The 17,260-nt window shown below is 45.0% G+C and carries 16 protein-coding genes; 7 read left to right on the forward strand and 9 right to left on the reverse strand.

Going from position 1 to position 17,260, the window contains the following annotated elements:
• Positions 1–533: 533 nt before the first annotated feature.
• The 3 genes from J7E37_RS17390 to J7E37_RS17400 all read left to right on the forward strand — a co-directional run bounded on the left by J7E37_RS17390 (position 534) and on the right by J7E37_RS17400 (position 4,302).
• Positions 534–1,262, forward strand: coding sequence for a GntR family transcriptional regulator (locus tag J7E37_RS17390; protein ID WP_215025619.1), 729 nt, complete (start codon positions 534–536; stop codon positions 1,260–1,262).
• Positions 1,255–2,790: a gluconokinase gene (gntK, locus tag J7E37_RS17395; RefSeq protein WP_215025621.1), complete on the forward strand. Its 1,536-nt coding sequence runs from the start codon at positions 1,255–1,257 to the stop codon at positions 2,788–2,790. Before J7E37_RS17390 ends, gntK begins: the two co-directional genes overlap by 8 nt.
• A gap of 165 nt (positions 2,791–2,955) precedes the next feature.
• Positions 2,956–4,302, forward strand: a complete 1,347-nt coding sequence (locus J7E37_RS17400; protein WP_215025625.1) for a GntP family permease — start codon at positions 2,956–2,958, stop codon at positions 4,300–4,302.
• 53 nt (positions 4,303–4,355) lie between these two features.
• Here J7E37_RS17400 and J7E37_RS17405 read toward each other — a convergent pair whose 3' ends face one another.
• Positions 4,356–4,550: a hypothetical protein gene (locus tag J7E37_RS17405; RefSeq protein WP_215025628.1), complete on the reverse strand. Its 195-nt coding sequence runs from the start codon at positions 4,548–4,550 to the stop codon at positions 4,356–4,358.
• A 116-nt stretch (positions 4,551–4,666) separates the two neighbouring features.
• On the opposite strand from J7E37_RS17405, the gene J7E37_RS17410 reads away from it, so the two are divergent.
• Complete coding sequence (locus J7E37_RS17410; protein WP_215025631.1) at positions 4,667–5,083, forward strand: VOC family protein; 417 nt, start codon at positions 4,667–4,669, stop codon at positions 5,081–5,083.
• A 97-nt stretch (positions 5,084–5,180) separates the two neighbouring features.
• Here J7E37_RS17410 and J7E37_RS17415 read toward each other — a convergent pair whose 3' ends face one another.
• The 6 genes from J7E37_RS17415 to J7E37_RS17440 all read right to left on the reverse strand — a co-directional run bounded on the left by J7E37_RS17415 (position 5,181) and on the right by J7E37_RS17440 (position 14,906).
• Complete coding sequence (locus J7E37_RS17415) at positions 5,181–7,352, reverse strand: beta-propeller domain-containing protein (RefSeq protein WP_215025634.1); 2,172 nt, start codon at positions 7,350–7,352, stop codon at positions 5,181–5,183.
• Positions 7,353–7,440: 88 nt separating this feature from the next.
• Positions 7,441–9,621 carry a bifunctional diguanylate cyclase/phosphodiesterase gene (locus tag J7E37_RS17420; RefSeq protein WP_215025637.1) on the reverse strand — a complete coding sequence of 727 codons (2,181 nt, stop codon included), beginning with the start codon at positions 9,619–9,621 and terminating at the stop codon, positions 7,441–7,443.
• A 136-nt stretch (positions 9,622–9,757) separates the two neighbouring features.
• Positions 9,758–10,744, reverse strand: a complete 987-nt coding sequence (locus tag J7E37_RS17425) for a carbohydrate kinase family protein (protein ID WP_215025640.1) — start codon at positions 10,742–10,744, stop codon at positions 9,758–9,760.
• Positions 10,745–10,757: 13 nt separating this feature from the next.
• Complete coding sequence (locus J7E37_RS17430; protein WP_215025643.1) at positions 10,758–12,248, reverse strand: glycoside hydrolase family 32 protein; 1,491 nt, start codon at positions 12,246–12,248, stop codon at positions 10,758–10,760.
• Positions 12,249–12,317: 69 nt separating this feature from the next.
• Positions 12,318–13,754 carry a PTS transporter subunit EIIC gene (locus J7E37_RS17435; protein WP_215025648.1) on the reverse strand — a complete coding sequence of 479 codons (1,437 nt, stop codon included), beginning with the start codon at positions 13,752–13,754 and terminating at the stop codon, positions 12,318–12,320.
• A gap of 162 nt (positions 13,755–13,916) precedes the next feature.
• On the reverse strand, positions 13,917–14,906 hold the full coding sequence (locus tag J7E37_RS17440; protein WP_215025651.1) for a LacI family DNA-binding transcriptional regulator: 990 nt from the start codon (positions 14,904–14,906) through the stop codon (positions 13,917–13,919).
• A gap of 215 nt (positions 14,907–15,121) precedes the next feature.
• Here J7E37_RS17440 and J7E37_RS17445 point away from each other — a divergent pair, with 215 nt between their 5' ends.
• The 3 genes from J7E37_RS17445 to J7E37_RS17455 are packed head-to-tail and all read left to right on the forward strand — an operon-like array spanning position 15,122 to position 16,519.
• Positions 15,122–15,325: a helix-turn-helix transcriptional regulator gene (locus J7E37_RS17445; RefSeq protein WP_215025654.1), complete on the forward strand. Its 204-nt coding sequence runs from the start codon at positions 15,122–15,124 to the stop codon at positions 15,323–15,325.
• Between the two features lie 2 nt (positions 15,326–15,327).
• Positions 15,328–15,753: a hypothetical protein gene (locus J7E37_RS17450; protein ID WP_215025657.1), complete on the forward strand. Its 426-nt coding sequence runs from the start codon at positions 15,328–15,330 to the stop codon at positions 15,751–15,753.
• A gap of 16 nt (positions 15,754–15,769) precedes the next feature.
• Entirely contained in the window at positions 15,770–16,519 is a 750-nt protein-coding gene (locus tag J7E37_RS17455; protein WP_215025659.1) for a hypothetical protein, read from the forward strand.
• Between the two features lie 37 nt (positions 16,520–16,556).
• On the opposite strand, the gene J7E37_RS22330 is transcribed toward J7E37_RS17455, so the two are convergent.
• Together J7E37_RS22330 and J7E37_RS17460 are read right to left on the reverse strand one after the other, a co-directional pair.
• Positions 16,557–16,679, reverse strand: a complete 123-nt coding sequence (locus J7E37_RS22330; RefSeq protein WP_285290365.1) for a hypothetical protein — start codon at positions 16,677–16,679, stop codon at positions 16,557–16,559.
• 139 nt (positions 16,680–16,818) lie between these two features.
• Positions 16,819–17,148, reverse strand: coding sequence for a hypothetical protein (locus J7E37_RS17460; protein WP_215025661.1), 330 nt, complete (start codon positions 17,146–17,148; stop codon positions 16,819–16,821).
• Between the last annotated feature and the right edge of the window lie 112 nt (positions 17,149–17,260).

Here is a 17,260-nt window from a genome sequence, read left to right on the forward strand (position 1 = left end):
TTTGTTACCCTTGTTTTATCCCCACATTATTCCCTTTTATGTGACGATATTCTTCTCTACTCCTGTTTTATCCCCACATTATTCCCTTTTATGTGACGATATTCTTCTCTACTCCTGTTTTATCCGCACATCCGCTTAATTATTTGATCTTGTTTTTTCTTTCCTAGCAGGTGGTATGATAGCTCCTGATAAGGACGTCCAAGATTCCTTGAAAATTATTGCTGGATTCACAGCATGCAATAAGTATATATATAAAGTCGTTTGTAAATATGAACCAACACTCGATGATTTATACAAAATTGAAGCTGTTTTAGGAATGAAGTCTTCAGGAATTGTGTTAGAAATAGAACAAGAAATGAACCTCCCATAGATTAAGCCCATTGGAATTACACTAAAATCACCTTAAGTAATCCTTCTCAATGCAACCCTGATCATTTGGCAAAATAATCATAATAGAAAACGCTTGCAATTTTTCAGATTCATTTTATAATACTTGTATACAAGTATACTTGATTAACTAGGAAGGTGAGGAAATGACAAAAAAAAGCGAATTTCTTTATCCCCAAAAATGGCTTTCTAAGGCCTCAACTGGTGACCGTGTTGCGAGTGAGCTGCGGATGCAAATCATTTCGGGACTGATTGAAAGCGGTGCCATCTTGTCGGAAAATAAACTGGCTTCGGATTTTAACGTAAGCCGTTCACCCATTCGTGAAGCGCTTAAAATTCTTTCAGCTGAAAACCTGATCCGCCTGGAAAGAATGGGCGCTGTGGTCATCGGCCTGACTGAAAAAGATATCGAAGAGATTTACGATGTACGTTTATTGATTGAATCATTTGTTTTTGAACGACTCATTAAAATAGATACCACTGATTTGGTAGTTGAATTGAGCAAAATTCTCGAAATGATGAAAATCGCCATCAAGTACAAGGATGCCGACGAGTTCAGCCTTCAGGATGTGCTTTTCCATGAAACGATTATCCGGGCCATCAACCATTCCTACATCAGAATGATCTGGGATAACACGAAGCCAGTGATGGAAGCTTTCATCTTGTTATCGATGCGGGCAAGAATCGAAGAAAAATACGAGGATTTCGACCGCATCCTAGAAAATCATGAGCTTTATATTGAAGCCATCAAAACGAAGAATCGCGACCTGATGATAAAATCCTTACACCAAAATTTTGATGATGTTCAAGGTAAAGTTGAAGACCTTTGGATATCGCAGCAGACGCTTTCCAAAGGAGTGGAGAAAAGTGACTGAATATATGTTAGGAGTTGACATTGGTACAACTAGTACCAAGGCTGTTCTTTTCAGCGAAAAGGGTGAAGTCATCCAGCAGGAGAACATTGGCTATCCTCTTTATACACCAGATATTTCAACAGCCGAGCAAGACCCTGAAGAGATTTATATGGCGGTCCTTACTGCCGTTACAACAATCATGAAACACAATCAGCACAAAAAGCTAGCATTCATTTCATTCAGCAGCGCGATGCATAGCGTCATTGCCATTGATGAAAATGATGAGCCGCTTACACCTTGCATTACATGGGCGGATAACCGCAGTGAAGCTTGGGCACATAAAATCAAAACAGAATTGAACGGACACGAAATTTACAAGCGCACTGGAACACCGATCCATCCGATGTCGCCATTAAGCAAGATCGCCTGGATTGTGAACGAGCGTCCCGAAATCGCCGCAAAAGCGAAGAAATATATCGGTATCAAAGAATACATTTTTCAAAAGTTCTTTGACCAGTATGTCGTTGACCACTCGCTCGCCTCGGCGATGGGGATGATGAATCTTAAAAAGCTGGAATGGGATGAAGAGGCTCTGCAAATTACAGGAATCACAAAAACTCAATTATCCGAGCTTGTACCGACAACAAAAACGTTCACGAATTGCAATCCAGAATTAGCAAAGCAAATCGGAATTGACCCTGAAACTCCTTTCGTCATCGGTGCAAGTGACGGCGTCCTTTCCAACCTTGGCGTCAATGCAATTGGTAAAGGAGAAATTGCGGTCACAATTGGGACAAGCGGTGCGATCCGCACGATCATCGACGAACCGCAAACTGATGAAAAAGGACGTATTTTCTGCTACGCCCTAACTGAGAATCACTGGGTAATCGGCGGTCCTGTCAACAATGGCGGGATGGTCCTTCGCTGGATTCGCGATGAATTCGCAGCATCGGAAGTCGAGACTGCAAAGCGTTTGGGAATCGATCCTTACAATGTATTAACGAAAATCGCTGAACGCGTAAGACCGGGAGCGGAAGGTTTGTTGTTCCACCCATACCTTGCAGGCGAACGGGCTCCACTATGGAACCCTGATGTCCGCGGTTCCTTTTTCGGACTGACGATGTCCCATAAAAAAGAGCATATGATCCGTGCAGCCTTAGAGGGTGTCATTTTCAACCTGTATACCGTCTTTTTAGCGCTTACGGAAGCGATGGAGAGCCCGGTTACAAGGATTCAAGCTACAGGCGGTTTTGCTAGATCAGATGTTTGGCGCCAGATGATGTCCGATATTTTCGACATCGAAGTGGTGGTTCCGGAGAGCTATGAAAGCTCATGCCTCGGTGCTTGCATTCTTGGTCTTTATGCAACTGGCAAAATTGATTCGTTTGATGTCGTCTCTGACATGATCGGCAGCACCCACAAGCACACGCCGAATGAAGAAGCGGCAAAAGAATACAGGCAGCTCGTGCCGATTTTCATCAGCTTATCAAGGGCATTGGAACAGGATTATTCAAGAATCGCAAACTATCAAAGAAGTTTGATTAAATAGGTGATCACTCCATAAAAGAATCACAATGTATTTAATAAGAGATCGCCGCACAGAAGATCTTCAATTAGGGGACACTCGATCCCCACGCAAAAATGTTAGCGCTTTATTTTATAGAAGAAACATCCCGCTTTAGCGGGACAATAGACAGCTTAGGGGGAAAATACAATGCCATTGGTTATTGTAGCAATTGGTATCTTAGCTTTATTATTATTGATCATGGGCTTCAAGCTCAACACATTCATTTCCTTAATCATCGTATCATTTGGTGTCGCTTTAGCACTTGGCATGCCATTAGATGAAATTGTTAAAACAATTGAAGCTGGACTTGGCGGAACGCTTGGCCACCTTGCTCTGATTTTCGGTCTTGGCGCGATGCTTGGTAAATTGATCGCCGATTCCGGCGGCGCCCAGCGAATCGCTATGACACTAGTGAACAAATTTGGTGAAAAGAACATCCAATGGGCAGTCGTTGCTGCTTCATTCATTATCGGTGTTGCTCTATTCTTCGAAGTAGGTTTAGTATTATTGATTCCAATCGTATTTGCGATTTCAAGAGAGTTAAAGATTTCCATTTTGTATCTTGGTATTCCAATGACTGCTGCTTTATCTGTAACGCACGGCTTCCTGCCTCCTCACCCGGGCCCAACAGTAATCGCTGGTGAGTATGGCGCGAACATTGGTGAAGTATTGCTTTATGGTTTTATCATTGCGATTCCAACTGTCATCCTGGCTGGACCTGTTTTCACAAAAATCGCGAAGAAACTTGTTCCAGAATCTTTTAACAAAACAGGAAACATTGCTTCATTAGGCGAACAAAAGACATTCAAACTTGAAGAAACACCAGGTTTCGGTATCAGCGTTTTCACAGCACTACTGCCAGTTATCTTAATGTCAATCGCAACAATCATTTCTTTACTGCAAAAAACAATGGGATTTGAGAACAACGGCTTCCTTGCGGCAATCCAGTTCATCGGGGATGCAGGTACTGCGATGTTACTATCCCTGCTTGTAGCAATTTACACGATGGGTATCGCACGTAACATTCCTATTAAAACAGTGATGGATTCTTGTACAACAGCTATCTCTCACATCGGTATGATGCTCTTGATCATCGGTGGCGGCGGCGCCTTCAAACAAGTCTTAATCAACGGCGGAGTTGGCGATTATGTAGCTGAACTGTTCAACGGTACTTCTCTATCACCAATCCTGCTGGCATGGATCATCGCAGCGATCCTGCGTATCTCACTTGGATCAGCAACAGTGGCAGCATTGACAACGGCTGGTCTCGTCATTCCATTGCTTGGCCAGACAGATGTGAACCTTGCCCTGGTTGTTCTTGCAACAGGCGCAGGAAGCTTGATCGCTTCCCACGTAAACGACGCAGGCTTCTGGATGTTCAAAGAATACTTCGGTCTTAGCATGAAAGAAACATTCGCAACATGGACACTGCTTGAAACGATTATTTCAGTAGCAGGTTTAGGATTTATCTTATTGCTTAACCAGTTTGTATAAAAAGAAAAGGTCAGCCCGATTACAAGTCAGGCTGACCTTTTTTTCTACTGCCCCTACACAAACCACCTAATATAAATCCCCACTGCCAGGAAGGATAGAACAATCACAACAATATAAATCAATGACAGATTCCTAGTATTTTTTTTCGTGGATTTGCTGTACTCCTCGTCTCCCTTGCCGGACAGCAACAATGTTGCCAGCAGTGCTCCAATGATGATGATCATTACCAAAATTAGCCCCAGAGTCATCCATACACCTCTATTTCGATATCCTTAATAATTGTTATTATAACAACAAAAGACTGCCACAGGTGGTGTTTCCATCATATATAATAAAACTAAAATATTGAATCGGGGTATTGAATATGAAGAAACCTTGGTCTGAAACACTGCCCGCTGTCCAGTTCCGGATCGCGCGGCCAACGGATCAATTGGAAAATGTTGTTGAATTTTACCGGGATGGACTTGGGCTTGAAGTGGTTGGCGGCTTTGAAAAGCATGATGGTTATGATGGCGTGATGCTCGGTCTGCCTGATATGAGCTATCACCTTGAATTCACCCAGCATGAAAACGGCAGTCCCTGCCCTGCGCCGACTGAAGACAATCTATTAGTCTTCTATATCCCGAATAAGGAAGCACAGGACGCAATCGCCGAGCGCCTCCACGACATGGGGTATCCGAAGGTCGAGCCGGAAAATCCATATTGGAAAAGGGCAGGCATAACGATTGCCGATCCGGATGGCTGGAGAATTGTGCTGCAGAATACGGAGGGGCAGGGGTGAATTTCTGCCGGGAACAGTTCCTCAGGAAAATAGTGGAGTCTGGCCGCACCTGACAGCCTGACTCCACTTTTTTAAAAAAAACGGAAGCCCATAACTTCTAAAACCCCAGCTCCCCAACCTTCTCATAACTGCCCATTTTATGGCTCGTTATTTTTTCCGCCGACAGGGCGTACAAGGTGTCTCCGATGTAAAGCAGGCGCTGGATTTGGCGCTCCCATTCTTCGTAATACGGCATGTCGCCGTTAATATGGGTAATTTTCGATTTCAAATGAATTCCAGTAGATGGATCAATGTCGTAAATATAAGCACCCTGATATTCAAAAATCGATTCAAATTCGTTCTTCTCGCTGTTCTGGTAAACCGTGATCGGGAAAGCGAAAATGTCTTTGTCTTTATTGAATAGCAAGGCTTTATGGTCATGATTCAACGGTGAGTAAGTGCCCCTCCCGCCAATGACTTCAGTGAATTTCTCTTTCGGGTTGGACATATCGCTGACATCGAACAAGGAAATCTTGACTCCGTCTGTCAGGATCCGCGGCTGCGACGCTCCTTTTTCAGCGACAATTTTTGTATCATGTCCAAATCCGATGATATGGTTCTCATCATAAGGATGCAGGTAATTGCTGAAGCCAGGAATTTTCAGCTCGCCAAGCACTTTCGGGTTGGCCGGGTCGCTTGCATCAAACACGAACAGCGGATCTGTTTCTTTAAAGGTAACCATATAAATCCGGTCACCCATGAACCTTGCGGAATAGATTCTCTCGCCGCGCGCCAGCTCTTCAATCTTCCCGGTTTCCTTCAAGTTTTTATCCAGTATATATAAATGGTTGGAAGACGGTCGCTTCTCGTCCCAGGCATAGCCCTTTGTCGTAACCACCCGAAAATAGCCGTTGTGCTCATCCATCGAGAACTGATTCAGCACGGTTCCCGGCACGGTTGCGGAGCTGTGATATTGGACATCCATCCCGCTGATCGCGAATTTATGGACATCGGTGTCCGGTGCCATCACACCGCGATCTTTCAAATCCATATCCTCGTAATTCGCCACTGCAAGATAGAGGTTCTCCTTTGACATATAAAGCTGGTTGCCGCTGCCCAGATAGGTCGTCATTGAGACCTCTTTTTTCGGCTGGTCCAGGTCAAGTGCGGCAATCACTGTATAGTTCGGCTGGCGAGATTCTGGGAAATAGTGAATATCATCATATCCGACTGTTTTTTCCTTTGGACCATCTGCTGTATCGGTGAACTTCGGCCTGATATCAATTTCCCTGTTCTCCTTCAGCAGCCAGTAGTCGGGATAATGCTGCGTAATCAAGTAAACAAGATTCTCCACCTTCCTTGCCGAAACATAGTGCCCCTCCACTTTGACTTCACGAACCTGCTTGGGTTCCTCAGGATTTTTAACATTATAGACGATGATGGTCGACGACTGCATCATCGGAGCAATCAGCGAATCTTTGGCAACCTCTTCATAGGACCTCGATATCTCATTAAACTGATGGCCAATGACCACCAGTTGGTCTTCTTGCAGGAACAGCTGGCTAGGTGAAAAATCCCTCTCAAAACGAATAGTCGACAAAACCTTCATCTGTGCGCCGGGCACAGCCTGAATGATCCGCACCTTATCATACTCAGCCTGGAAAATGCTTTTTCCATCTGTCTTGACGATATCCGCTTCGTCAACGCCCTGCACCTGGACATTTGTTTCGGAAACATCCCCGCCGCCTCCGGATTTATCGGCTGACGCTGACTCCTCCGCCGAGTCATTCATGGAGAATGATTCCTTCAACCCGCCAAGCCAGCCCCGGGCCCTTTTCTCTTCCTTCATGATTTCTTCAAAATAGCTCGCCAGATTCTCCTGCGTTCCCACTGTCGGAAGTGTTTCTTTTACAAAGAACTTCCACGTCTGCTCAGAGTCCAACTCCCTGCCGAGCGCAGATTTAATTCCTTTTTTAAAATGAACGGTGTACTCCTTCGCTTTGAGGTCATAGCCGTTTTCCGGAGGATGGATGAAAATGGTTTTTCGGTCGTCACCCAGCTCCAGCTTCGTTTCAAGCTTCTCTCCCTTGTCATTCGTCACATAAATCAAATCCGGATCAAGACTTTTTTCAGAGATTTTTTCAGAAAACTGCAGCTGCCACACTTTATTCGGCAGGACCCCCTGCCCCTCTTCCCACGCATTGACCACTTTGAACTGGGAAAAAGAATAAAACGCCGCTGCTACGATTGAAATGAGCAACAAACCGCTAACGAACCACCATTTTTTCATCTTTGTTTCAGCCCCTTTGAAAAATTAGACGGAAAATGGTTCCAGGTGTTTCACTATTTATCATGAAAAATGAAAAGGCTCCCCCGTATCACGAAGGAACCTTGATTTTGCTAAACTCTTCTCCCGGAACAGGTTTGCTGAAATGATACCCTTGTGCTTCGTTGCAGTGATGCTGCTTCAGTAAGCCTAGCTGCCTCTCTGTTTCAACGCCTTCTGCAATGACGGATAACCCGAGGTTATGCGCCATCAAAATAATGGTCGTAGCGATGTTTTCGTCGCTTTTATTATCAGCGATGTCCTCCACAAAGCAACGGTCGATTTTCAAATGATCGATCGGGAATCTTTTCAGGTAACTTAATGAGCTGTAGCCTGTACCGAAATCATCGATTGATATATTCACGCCAAGCTTCTTCAGTTCACGCAGGATGACGCTTGCTGCTTCCACGTCCATCGTCATGCTTTCGGTGATCTCGATGGTCAAGAAGTGCGGCTCGACTCCGGTCAGCTCAAGTGTTTCCTTAACCATCTGGATTAAATTAGGCTGATAAAATTGGCGGATCGATAAATTCACCGATACCGTCAGCTCTTCCAATCCGTTCGCGTGCCATTCCTTGAGCTGCAGCAGGGCGGTGTTCAGCACCCATTCCCCAATCGGAATGATCATCCCTGTTTCTTCGGCAATCGGGATGAACTGATCCGGAGATACAAAACCAATCCTGTCATTCTGCCAGCGGATGAGCGCTTCTGCTCCCTTGATCTCATTTTTGCTCAGGTTCACAATCGGCTGATAATGGAGCACGAATTCGTCCCGCTCGAGTGCTTTGCGGAGTTCGTTCTCAATCTGGAGCTTTTCGAGTGCCTTTCGATCCAGCATCACATCGTAAACCTGGTAGTTGTTCCGTCCCTGCTTTTTTGCCTGATACATCGCGACATCCGCTTTGCTCAGCAATACGTCAACCTTTTCACCATCATCAGGGTAAAAACTCATGCCTATGCTTGTTGTGATGAAGATATCTGTTCCATCGATGACAAAAGGCTCTTCTAATGTCTTCAGGATTTTGCGGGCCACGGCCTCCGCTTTTTCTTTCGTCGTATGCTCTAGTAAAATTGTAAACTCGTCACCGCCCTGCCTTGAAAAAAACACTCCGTCTCCAAGGCTTTTTCTCAGCTTGTCAGACACATAAACCAGCAAGGTGTCGCCAATTGAATGACCTAGTGAATCGTTGACATACTTGAACCGGTCCAGGTCGAGAAACATGAGGCTCAATTTTTCCCCTTCATCCACTTTTGTCTTAGTAAAGGCCGTTACAACCCGCTCATCAAACAGCCGCCGGTTCGCCAGTCCTGTCAGTGCATCATGATACGCCATGAAATTGATTTTTTCTTTTGCCCGATAATGCTGGATCACCAGGCTTGCGAGATCGGTTGCCTTCTGGATGATTTCCCTATCCTTTTCACGCGGAGACCTTGTATGGCAATAATAAAGGCCAAACGTACCAATCACCCTCTGATCATCATCAAAAACCGGCGATGACCAGCAGGCTTTTAAATCATAAGATAATGCCAGGCTGCGGTATTCCTCCCATAATGGATCGGACGCAATATCTGTTGCCACCACGGATTTCTTCAAAAATGCCGCCGGGCCGCAGGAACCAGCCATTGGACCAATCGGCATCCCATCAACTGCCTCATTATAAGCAGGGGGCAAATGAGGCGAGGAACCATGTAATAGCCTCTTTCCCTCTTGGTCAGCAATCAGAATGGAGCAATGCGCTCCGTCTGTAAAACTCTCGATAAAAAGAACTACCTCATCGAGAACCTCTTGATAGGAGGCTCCCTTCGCCATCATTTTAAGGATACGGTTCTGACCGCTCAATAAAGCCTCCAGCTCCTTTTTTTCAGTAAAATCCTGCGCGCAACCGACAATGCCCAAAATCTCCTGTCCTACCGTAATCGGAACAGCCGTGATCAGCAATTCAATCCGTTCATCAGTATCCTTTTTGAAAATGGCCGTTTCAAACTTTATTCGGCCTCCAGATGTGACATGCTTAAATTGCTGGATTGCATTGTCCACGAACTCATCATGAATCATCGTGATGAAGTTCATATCCAGGGCCTCTTCCTCCGAATAACCCGTTATCGCCGCAGCCTCGTCATTGAATGCGATGAAATTCCCTTGCACATCAAGGGCGAAACACCCATCATGATTAAAATTAAATAACGACTTATAAACATCAAAAAGAGATCTGCTATTTAAATCTGGCTGCACTATAATCACCCGTCCCTTTAAACTTGTCAGTATATACAAGTGATATCGACACTTCCTGCCCACGGTTATACAGGTATTTTTTTACAATGTAGGTCTGTTAGACTAGACAGCTGCCATATACAAGAAGAAAAGGCCCTTAATCCAGGGCCTTTGGTTCGTTCTTTATAAGAGTGTATACCTCATTCTTTTCAGGAAGAGCAGAAATCGCCCCTTTGCCGGCTGTGGTCAGCGCACCGCTGGCGTTTGCAAAGCGGAGAATTTCTGTGTGCTTCTCAGCCAGCAATTCCACGAGATTTTCAGGATTGGAACCCGCTTCAAGCAGCTTGTACAGGAACCCGCCGATAAAGGCATCACCCGCTCCTGTTGTATCCTGGACATCCACTTCATAGCCAGATGATTCCCATTTCGCACCTTTTACATAAAGGTCTGCGCCATCAGCTCCTTTTGTATAAACAACTGCCTGGACATCTCCTGTAAAAAGGGATTGAATCGCTTCATCGGCATTGCTGATTCCTGTGATGAATTCAAGTTCCTCATCTGAAATTTTCACGATATGCGCATATGGCAAAAATTCAAGTATAGCAGCGCGGCAATCCTCAGCTTTCTCCCAGAGCGGCAGGCGTACATTTGGATCAAAGCTGACCAGCCCGCCTGCTTCTTTCATGAATAGAATAGCCTTTTTATGCGCCTGCTTCATCGGACTTTCAACAAGATCCACCGAGCAGAAATGGAGTATATCATCCTTGCTAAACCACTCTGCTTTCACTTCTTCATCAGCAAAAAGCAGATCCGCGGACGGCTTGCGGTAAAAAGAGAAATCGCGTTCACCGTTTTCTTTCAGCGAAACAAACGCAAGACCAGTATTAGCCTCTTTTGTGCGCAGAATTTTGTCTGTTTCTACTCCGGCGTTCTCCAGCTGCTCAATCAAGAAATCACCAAATGCGTCCTCTCCAAGCTTGGTAATCATCGCTGCACTATGCCCATACTTCGCGACAGCAGCCGCAACATTCGCCGGCGCGCCCCCCGGAGCCCGTTCGAATGACACAACATCCTTCAGCGCAGCACCCTTTTGCTGGGGGATAAAATCTATCAATACTTCACCAATTGAAAAAAGCTTTGCCATTCTCTTCACACCCCTACAACGAAATTCCCTGTGCTAGCTCATGCTTTTCATATTTGCAGCGCAGTTTGCCATCAGCGAAAATATTGATCTCCTTTGATTCTTCCTTAGGGAAAACGCGCGCTGTGAAAACAATCTCGCCATCGTTAATGAAAACTTCGGCGATACTGCGGTCTGCAAAAACCTGGACCTTGACTTTGTCATGTATTTTTAATTCTGAACTTCTTACAAAACCATACTTACCGCCAAAAGCAGCGTCAAACTTTTCCCGGTTCAAAGAGACGGTCTGTCCGCTCCGGTCAAACTCCAGCACAAGTCCTTCATTTTCAGACGCAAACAGCTCCAGACCAAACCGGTCAGCATCGATATCGGTAAAATCAAACTCCAGTTCATATTGATCTGCAGATCCGATTTCAGTTCTGCCAGCCTTCTCCAGAATGACTTCACCAGCTTTTGTACTTTTCCTTAGCAGCTTCAGTTCCTGGACAGGCTTCTGCACAAGTTTCCCATTCACAATATCCAATTCACGCGGGATTGACAGGCAGTGTGCCCATTTTTCATCATCGGAAGGGTAATCCATCTCACCCATTCCAGCCCAGGCGATCAGCAGACGCTCATCGTTTTTACCAGCAAAGGTCTGGGGCGCGTAAAAATCGAAGCCCTTCTCCAGTTCCTGATAATGATCCACTTCAAACGTCTGGCTTTCCAAATCCAGCTTGCCTAACACGTAAATCACGTTATAGATATTATGGTAGTCATGTCCTTGCGGCTTTAACCCCTGTGGCGAAACGACAATGACGTCCTTGCCATCCAATTCGAAGAAGTCCGGGCATTCCAGCATATACACGTCTTCAGGAAACTCGATCTTCAGATCCAATTCGCCTTTAAAAGTCCAGTCAATGGCATTGTCAGACTCATACACAATGATTGCGCCAGTTAAGTCCGTGCGCTGGGCACCAAGAAGCATATAATAACGGCCATCCCTCGCAAAAACCTTCGGATCGCGGACATGCCCGGTATAGCCTTCAGGAACTCCTTCGATCAATGGGTTGTTCGCATATTTCGTGATTGTTCCGTTCTTGTCCATGATCGCCAGGTTCTGGTTCGCAGACCGTTCGACCGGACCGTACTTGATATTGCCAGTGTAATACATATACAGCTTCCCATCGACTTCAAGCGATGCTCCTGAATAGGCACCATGTGATTCATACTCCTCGACCGGCACAAGCGCGACCGGCAGCCGCTCCCAATTCACAAGGTCCTTCGATTTCGCATGTGCCCAGTGCTTCATGCCATGCATCGCATCGAATGGATACCACTGGTAAAACACATGGAACTCTCCGTTATAGTAAGCAAGCCCGTTCGGATCATTGATCAGACCGTACTGCGGGTGAATATGGTAGGCAGGCTTCCAGGGAGAGTTCGCTGATTTTCCTCTCAGTTCCTCAAGCTCATTTTCCTTTGCATCGTAAATCGTTCTATATTTTGGTTCTGTATATCTAGTCATGTTGTTGTTTTCCCTCCCGCTAAAATAGCGATGAGAGGAATTGCTTCCTCTCATCAGGGTAAGATTTTTTTATTCTAAAATCGGTTTTTTAACTTTCAAATAAGCAACAGTCAAAATCGCGCCGACTGCAAGCGCCAATAGGTTGGCAATCACATAGTTTACGTGGCCGCCGCCCTGTGCAGCGACAATCGCAAAGCCTGGAACAGCTGTCGCACCGAAACCAAGGGCCTTGATTCCTGTGATGTAAACATATGCACCGCCAAGCGCGCCGCCGATCATACCCATGATCAACGGGAATTTGTATTTTACGTTAACACCGAACAGCGCTGGCTCAGAGATTCCAAATAGTGTAGAAGCGAACGCTGATACACCAATCTGCCTTGCTTTTTCGTTTTTCCATAAAGCCAGAGTATATCCAAGTACAGCACCGCCCTGACCCATAAGGGCAACTGACATAAGCGGCATGATGAAGTTGAAGCCTGTGTCAGCAATCAGCTGCGCTTCGACCGCACCGATTACGTGGTGAAGACCAGTGATGACGATGACCTGCTGGATGCCTGCGAACAGCATGAAACCAACGATTCCGAGGTTATCTACAGACCACATCAATCCTGATGTAATGGCATCTGCAAGCAAACGTCCCAATGGACCGACCGCCGTGAACAATAGGAAACCGGCAACGACGATTGTTAAAAATGGTGCAAGGAAAAGCTTGATGATGTCAGGAACTTTCCTGCTGAAAAACTGGTCAAGCTTCGCAACGACCAGACCCATCATCAAGGCGATGATGATTCCTCCCTGGAACGCAACAAGTGAAACCTTCAAGCCGAAGATGCTGATGATTTCTGGTTCAACCGTACCGTTACCAACGAGGTAGGCATTCGCCAGATCCGGGTGCAGCATGATCGCCCCAAGAACCAGACCTAGAACAGGGTTGCCGCCAAATCGTTTCGTAGCCGAATAAACAACCAGCAATGGCAAAATCGTAAAGATTCCAGTAGACATGATGGCGATGAATCGGTTAAAACCGGCGATTGCTGGATACATTTCCACAACAGATTGCTCACCGAAGATTCCCTGCTGGCTCAACAGCCCGGTCACACCCATCAAGAGTGCCGCAGCCAAAAGGCCAGGAATGATTTCGACGAATACGTCAGATAAAGCCTTGATTCCTCTTTGGAAAGCATTCTGCTTCTGTGCAGATTGTTCTTTTACATCTCCAAGGGACATTTCCTTAATTCCCGCTTCTTCGGTAAAGACAGCGTATACATCATTGACCGTACCTGCTCCGATGATGATTTGCAGCTGGTCGCCGGCAACGAATGATCCTTTTACATAATCAAGATTGCCGATCGCTTTTGTATCAGCAAGTGAATTATCTTTTAAAACAAGTCGCAGTCTTGTTGCACAGTGTGCTGCTCCATGAAGGTTTTCTTTTCCGCCTATTAATCGAAGTATTTGTTGGACGGTAGGCAGGTATTTGGACTTTAAATTTGAATTAGCCATGATTCTAATTCCTCCCCTTTTCGCTTCGGAACCGGTTCCAATAAAGAGTAAAAAAATAAGTACGTTCTTCCCGCCAGTTTTTCTTTCCTTGATGGGAACCGGTTCCACAAATTCATAATAAAACAGGATTGCATTTTCTGCAACCCTTTTTTGAAAACGTTATCAGCATTTCACATTTTTGACACTTTCCCCTTCGATAAAGGAATAGCCCGAAACCTGCAATTGTGGTACTTCTTCCCCGTTCGTCATCCTGATGATGGTATTTGCTGCCAGTTTTCCAGTTTCCGTATTATTGTAGCGGATGGTTGTCAGTGCTGGATGGATGACTTCAGAGATAGTGTAGCCGCCAAATCCAGATAACGAAATGTCTTCAGGAACTTTTTTACCGAGTCTTGATAAGGTTTTCAGCGCACCAAATGCGATTGTGTCGGTCGCGCCAATAATGGCCGTCGGCTGAAAAAGGCCAAGCATTTCCTCCGTAACCCTGGAGGCATCCTGAAAATCAAACTCAGAGCGGTACACCTTCACCTCTTGTACCCCGCCCTTTGCCAATCCATCAAGAATTCCCTGCTTTCGCTTCTGGCCAACCGCAATGTCACTCTCCGTCACACCAAGATAAGCAACAGCCTGATGCCCTTTTCCGGCAATATACTGGCCCATTTCAAATCCGGCATGATAATCATCATTGATGATGCAGTTAAACTGTTCCACTTCCTGGGCGACAATCAAAACAGGAATCTGGATGTTTTTAATCGTTTCAATATGCTGTTCCGTCATCCCGGTCGCAATCAGGATGATCCCGTCCACCTTCTGGCGCGACAGGCTGACAAGGCTTTCGATTTCCCTGTCAATATGCTTGCTGGTGCTGATGATCAGCGTTGTATAATCCTGCTTCCGCAGCTCCTCATCAATTGCCATCAGCACAGTTGACGTGACATATGAATCAAGCGTTGGCGCAATCACCCCGATAAAGTTCGTCTTCTTCGCCTTCAAACTCTGGGCAAAAGAATTGGGCTCGTAGTTCGTCTCCTCGATCACCTTCCGAATCCTGGCCTTCGTCTTTTCGCTGACATTCCCGCCGTTCAAATACCTCGATACCGTACTCTTCGCCACGCCCGCAAGCCTAGCAATATCGTTAATCGTCGTGTTCATCCCGTTCACCTGATTCCTCGCAAATCTTGTTGACCTCATTATATAGCATGGGCGCGATTGTTAAAAGGCAGATCCTAATCCAGCTAAACACTTGCCCTCAGCTTCTTTAAAATAATGCTGTTGAAGTTAAAATGTAAATTATCATTTACAAAATGCAAAGGATATATTACATTTTAAATATAAAAACAAATATTTCCAAAGGAGCAAACTTGTAAATGCTGAAAAACTCTGTTCGTGAATACCGGGCGAGATTTCGTTTTTCACAGCAAGACTTGGCGGACAAGATCGGCGTGACGAGGCAGACCATCGGACTAATTGAAAAAGGCGACTACGCCCCATCCGTCACCCTTGCATTGAAGATCGCTGTTGCTTTCCAGGTACCAGTGGAAGAATTATTTCGCTTAGAAGGAGAGAATTGACCGTGTTAAAAAGAACCTTTCAATCACCATTATTCAACATTGTCCTGATATTGGGCCTTGGAATCATCATGATTGGCAATTATTATAGCGAGCATGTCCCGGCCTGGCTGACTATTGATCCGATGGTGCTGGGAATTCCGATTCTCATCATGATCGCAATTATCCCGCTCTATAATAAACGCAACCCCGATAATCCGATAAAGCCACGCTTCATTCCGATGGAAATGCGTGAAGAGGACGAAGGAATGCAGTGGCTGACTTTTAAGGCAACGAGAAAGGTTTACATCTTCTTTGCATTGTCCATTCCAGTCGCGATTGCCCTGACCGCTTATTTCAGCCACATTCCGTATTTGCCGATCATTCTATTCATCGTGATGGGAATTGCGCAGTACTTTATTTATTGGTTCCAAATGAAGCGATACTCGTAAAAGGGGAGGGATTTTTATGGAGACGCGCCTGATTGTGACGGCCATCATTCTTGTAGTGCTTCTGGAAGGCTTTCTGGTGTATTTGTTTCTTTTATACCGCAAAGGAAAAATCACTGAGAACCCGTTGCTGCTGATCTACAAAAAAGAAATGAAAATCCTTTTTTACGCTTTTTTCAAATGGAAAATACCGACTCCTGCCCGAGATACTTTTTACTATCATAAAAAGTCGAACTACTTCTGGCTCTATCTCGCCCTTGTCCATGAACAGGTCATCGAGATGATTGTTTTCCATATATATTTAAAAAAAGAAGCGCCCGAAATCGCTCTGGTTATGCTGCTGCTTCATATTTACAGCGTCTTTTACATAATGGGAGATTATAATCTGTTGAGGAATACGCCGATCTTAGTGAAGAAGGATCGGATCAACATTAAAATCGGCGTTAGAAGAGAATTGAATTTTTCCTTGAGCGATATTGAAAAAATTCAGCCAGCTAAATTGAAATACAATAACAGCGGCGGAATCATCCATGAAAAAGGTGTATTCCATGCCACCGCCTTCCCCCGGGCACTCACCAGGATTTTCGGGATGAGCGACGAGGCAAAGTATGAAATTATCTTTAAACAATCCATGATTGCGCGCGGCTATTTCAGCCAGGAAAACGAAGTGCAAAAGGTGCTATTCTACATTGACCAGCCTGATGAATTCGCTGATTTAATAAAAGAAAAACTGGACCATATCAATGATGATCGGTTAGTAACGGTATAACGATGGCCACTTGAACTCTTTCAAGTGGCTAGTCATTTCAATATTTTACGAAAGTGATAATACTCCGTTTCGAGGCAATCGTCTTTCTGGCGAGCTCTTCCTTCCATTCCTTCTCGTCCAGCTGGTACTCACCATAATCGTTTTCAAAGGTCTTTTTCAATGGCTGTTTTCGTAAAGATTGTTGTTAAAATCCTAAAGCCGATTTTAACGTAATTAAGAATGTCATTTTGCTGGTCGGTATTAAGTTTGCATGCTCTTTTCTCACAAAAGAGTCAACTTTGGCAAGAAAAATAGGCAATTCAATCCTTTGTAGTCAATAGCAACAAAGTTTGAGAAAAGAGCCTTTTCAATAGATTGATTGTCCGGGCTTCTTCAGGGAGATTGACAGATAAAGGCCGTCCCCGCTTTCCTTCTTCATAAATATAAAACTCAACAACATCTCCAAATTCCATAAAGTCGTCCAGAAACGAGATAAACTCGGGATTCTCGCCTCCGTATTCATACACATATGGAAGCGAAAGCGGAAGTTCATTTTTATAAGCTTCACCGCTTATAAAGGGGTAATTCTGGCCCTTAACATGGAATTCCTCAACCGGTCTCATTGTTGCGATAAAGTAATGGCAAGTCATTGTGTTCACCGGTTTTTTGTTAAAAAGCAGCCTCATTATTTATGAAATTTATTCTTCATCTGCAGTAAAAACAATAGATAAGTAAAAAAGTAAACCAGCCTGACAAATTTTT

This window comes from Bacillus sp. ISL-39 (assembly GCF_018613295.1).
Classification (GTDB): Bacteria; Bacillota; Bacilli; order Bacillales; family Cytobacillaceae; genus Mesobacillus.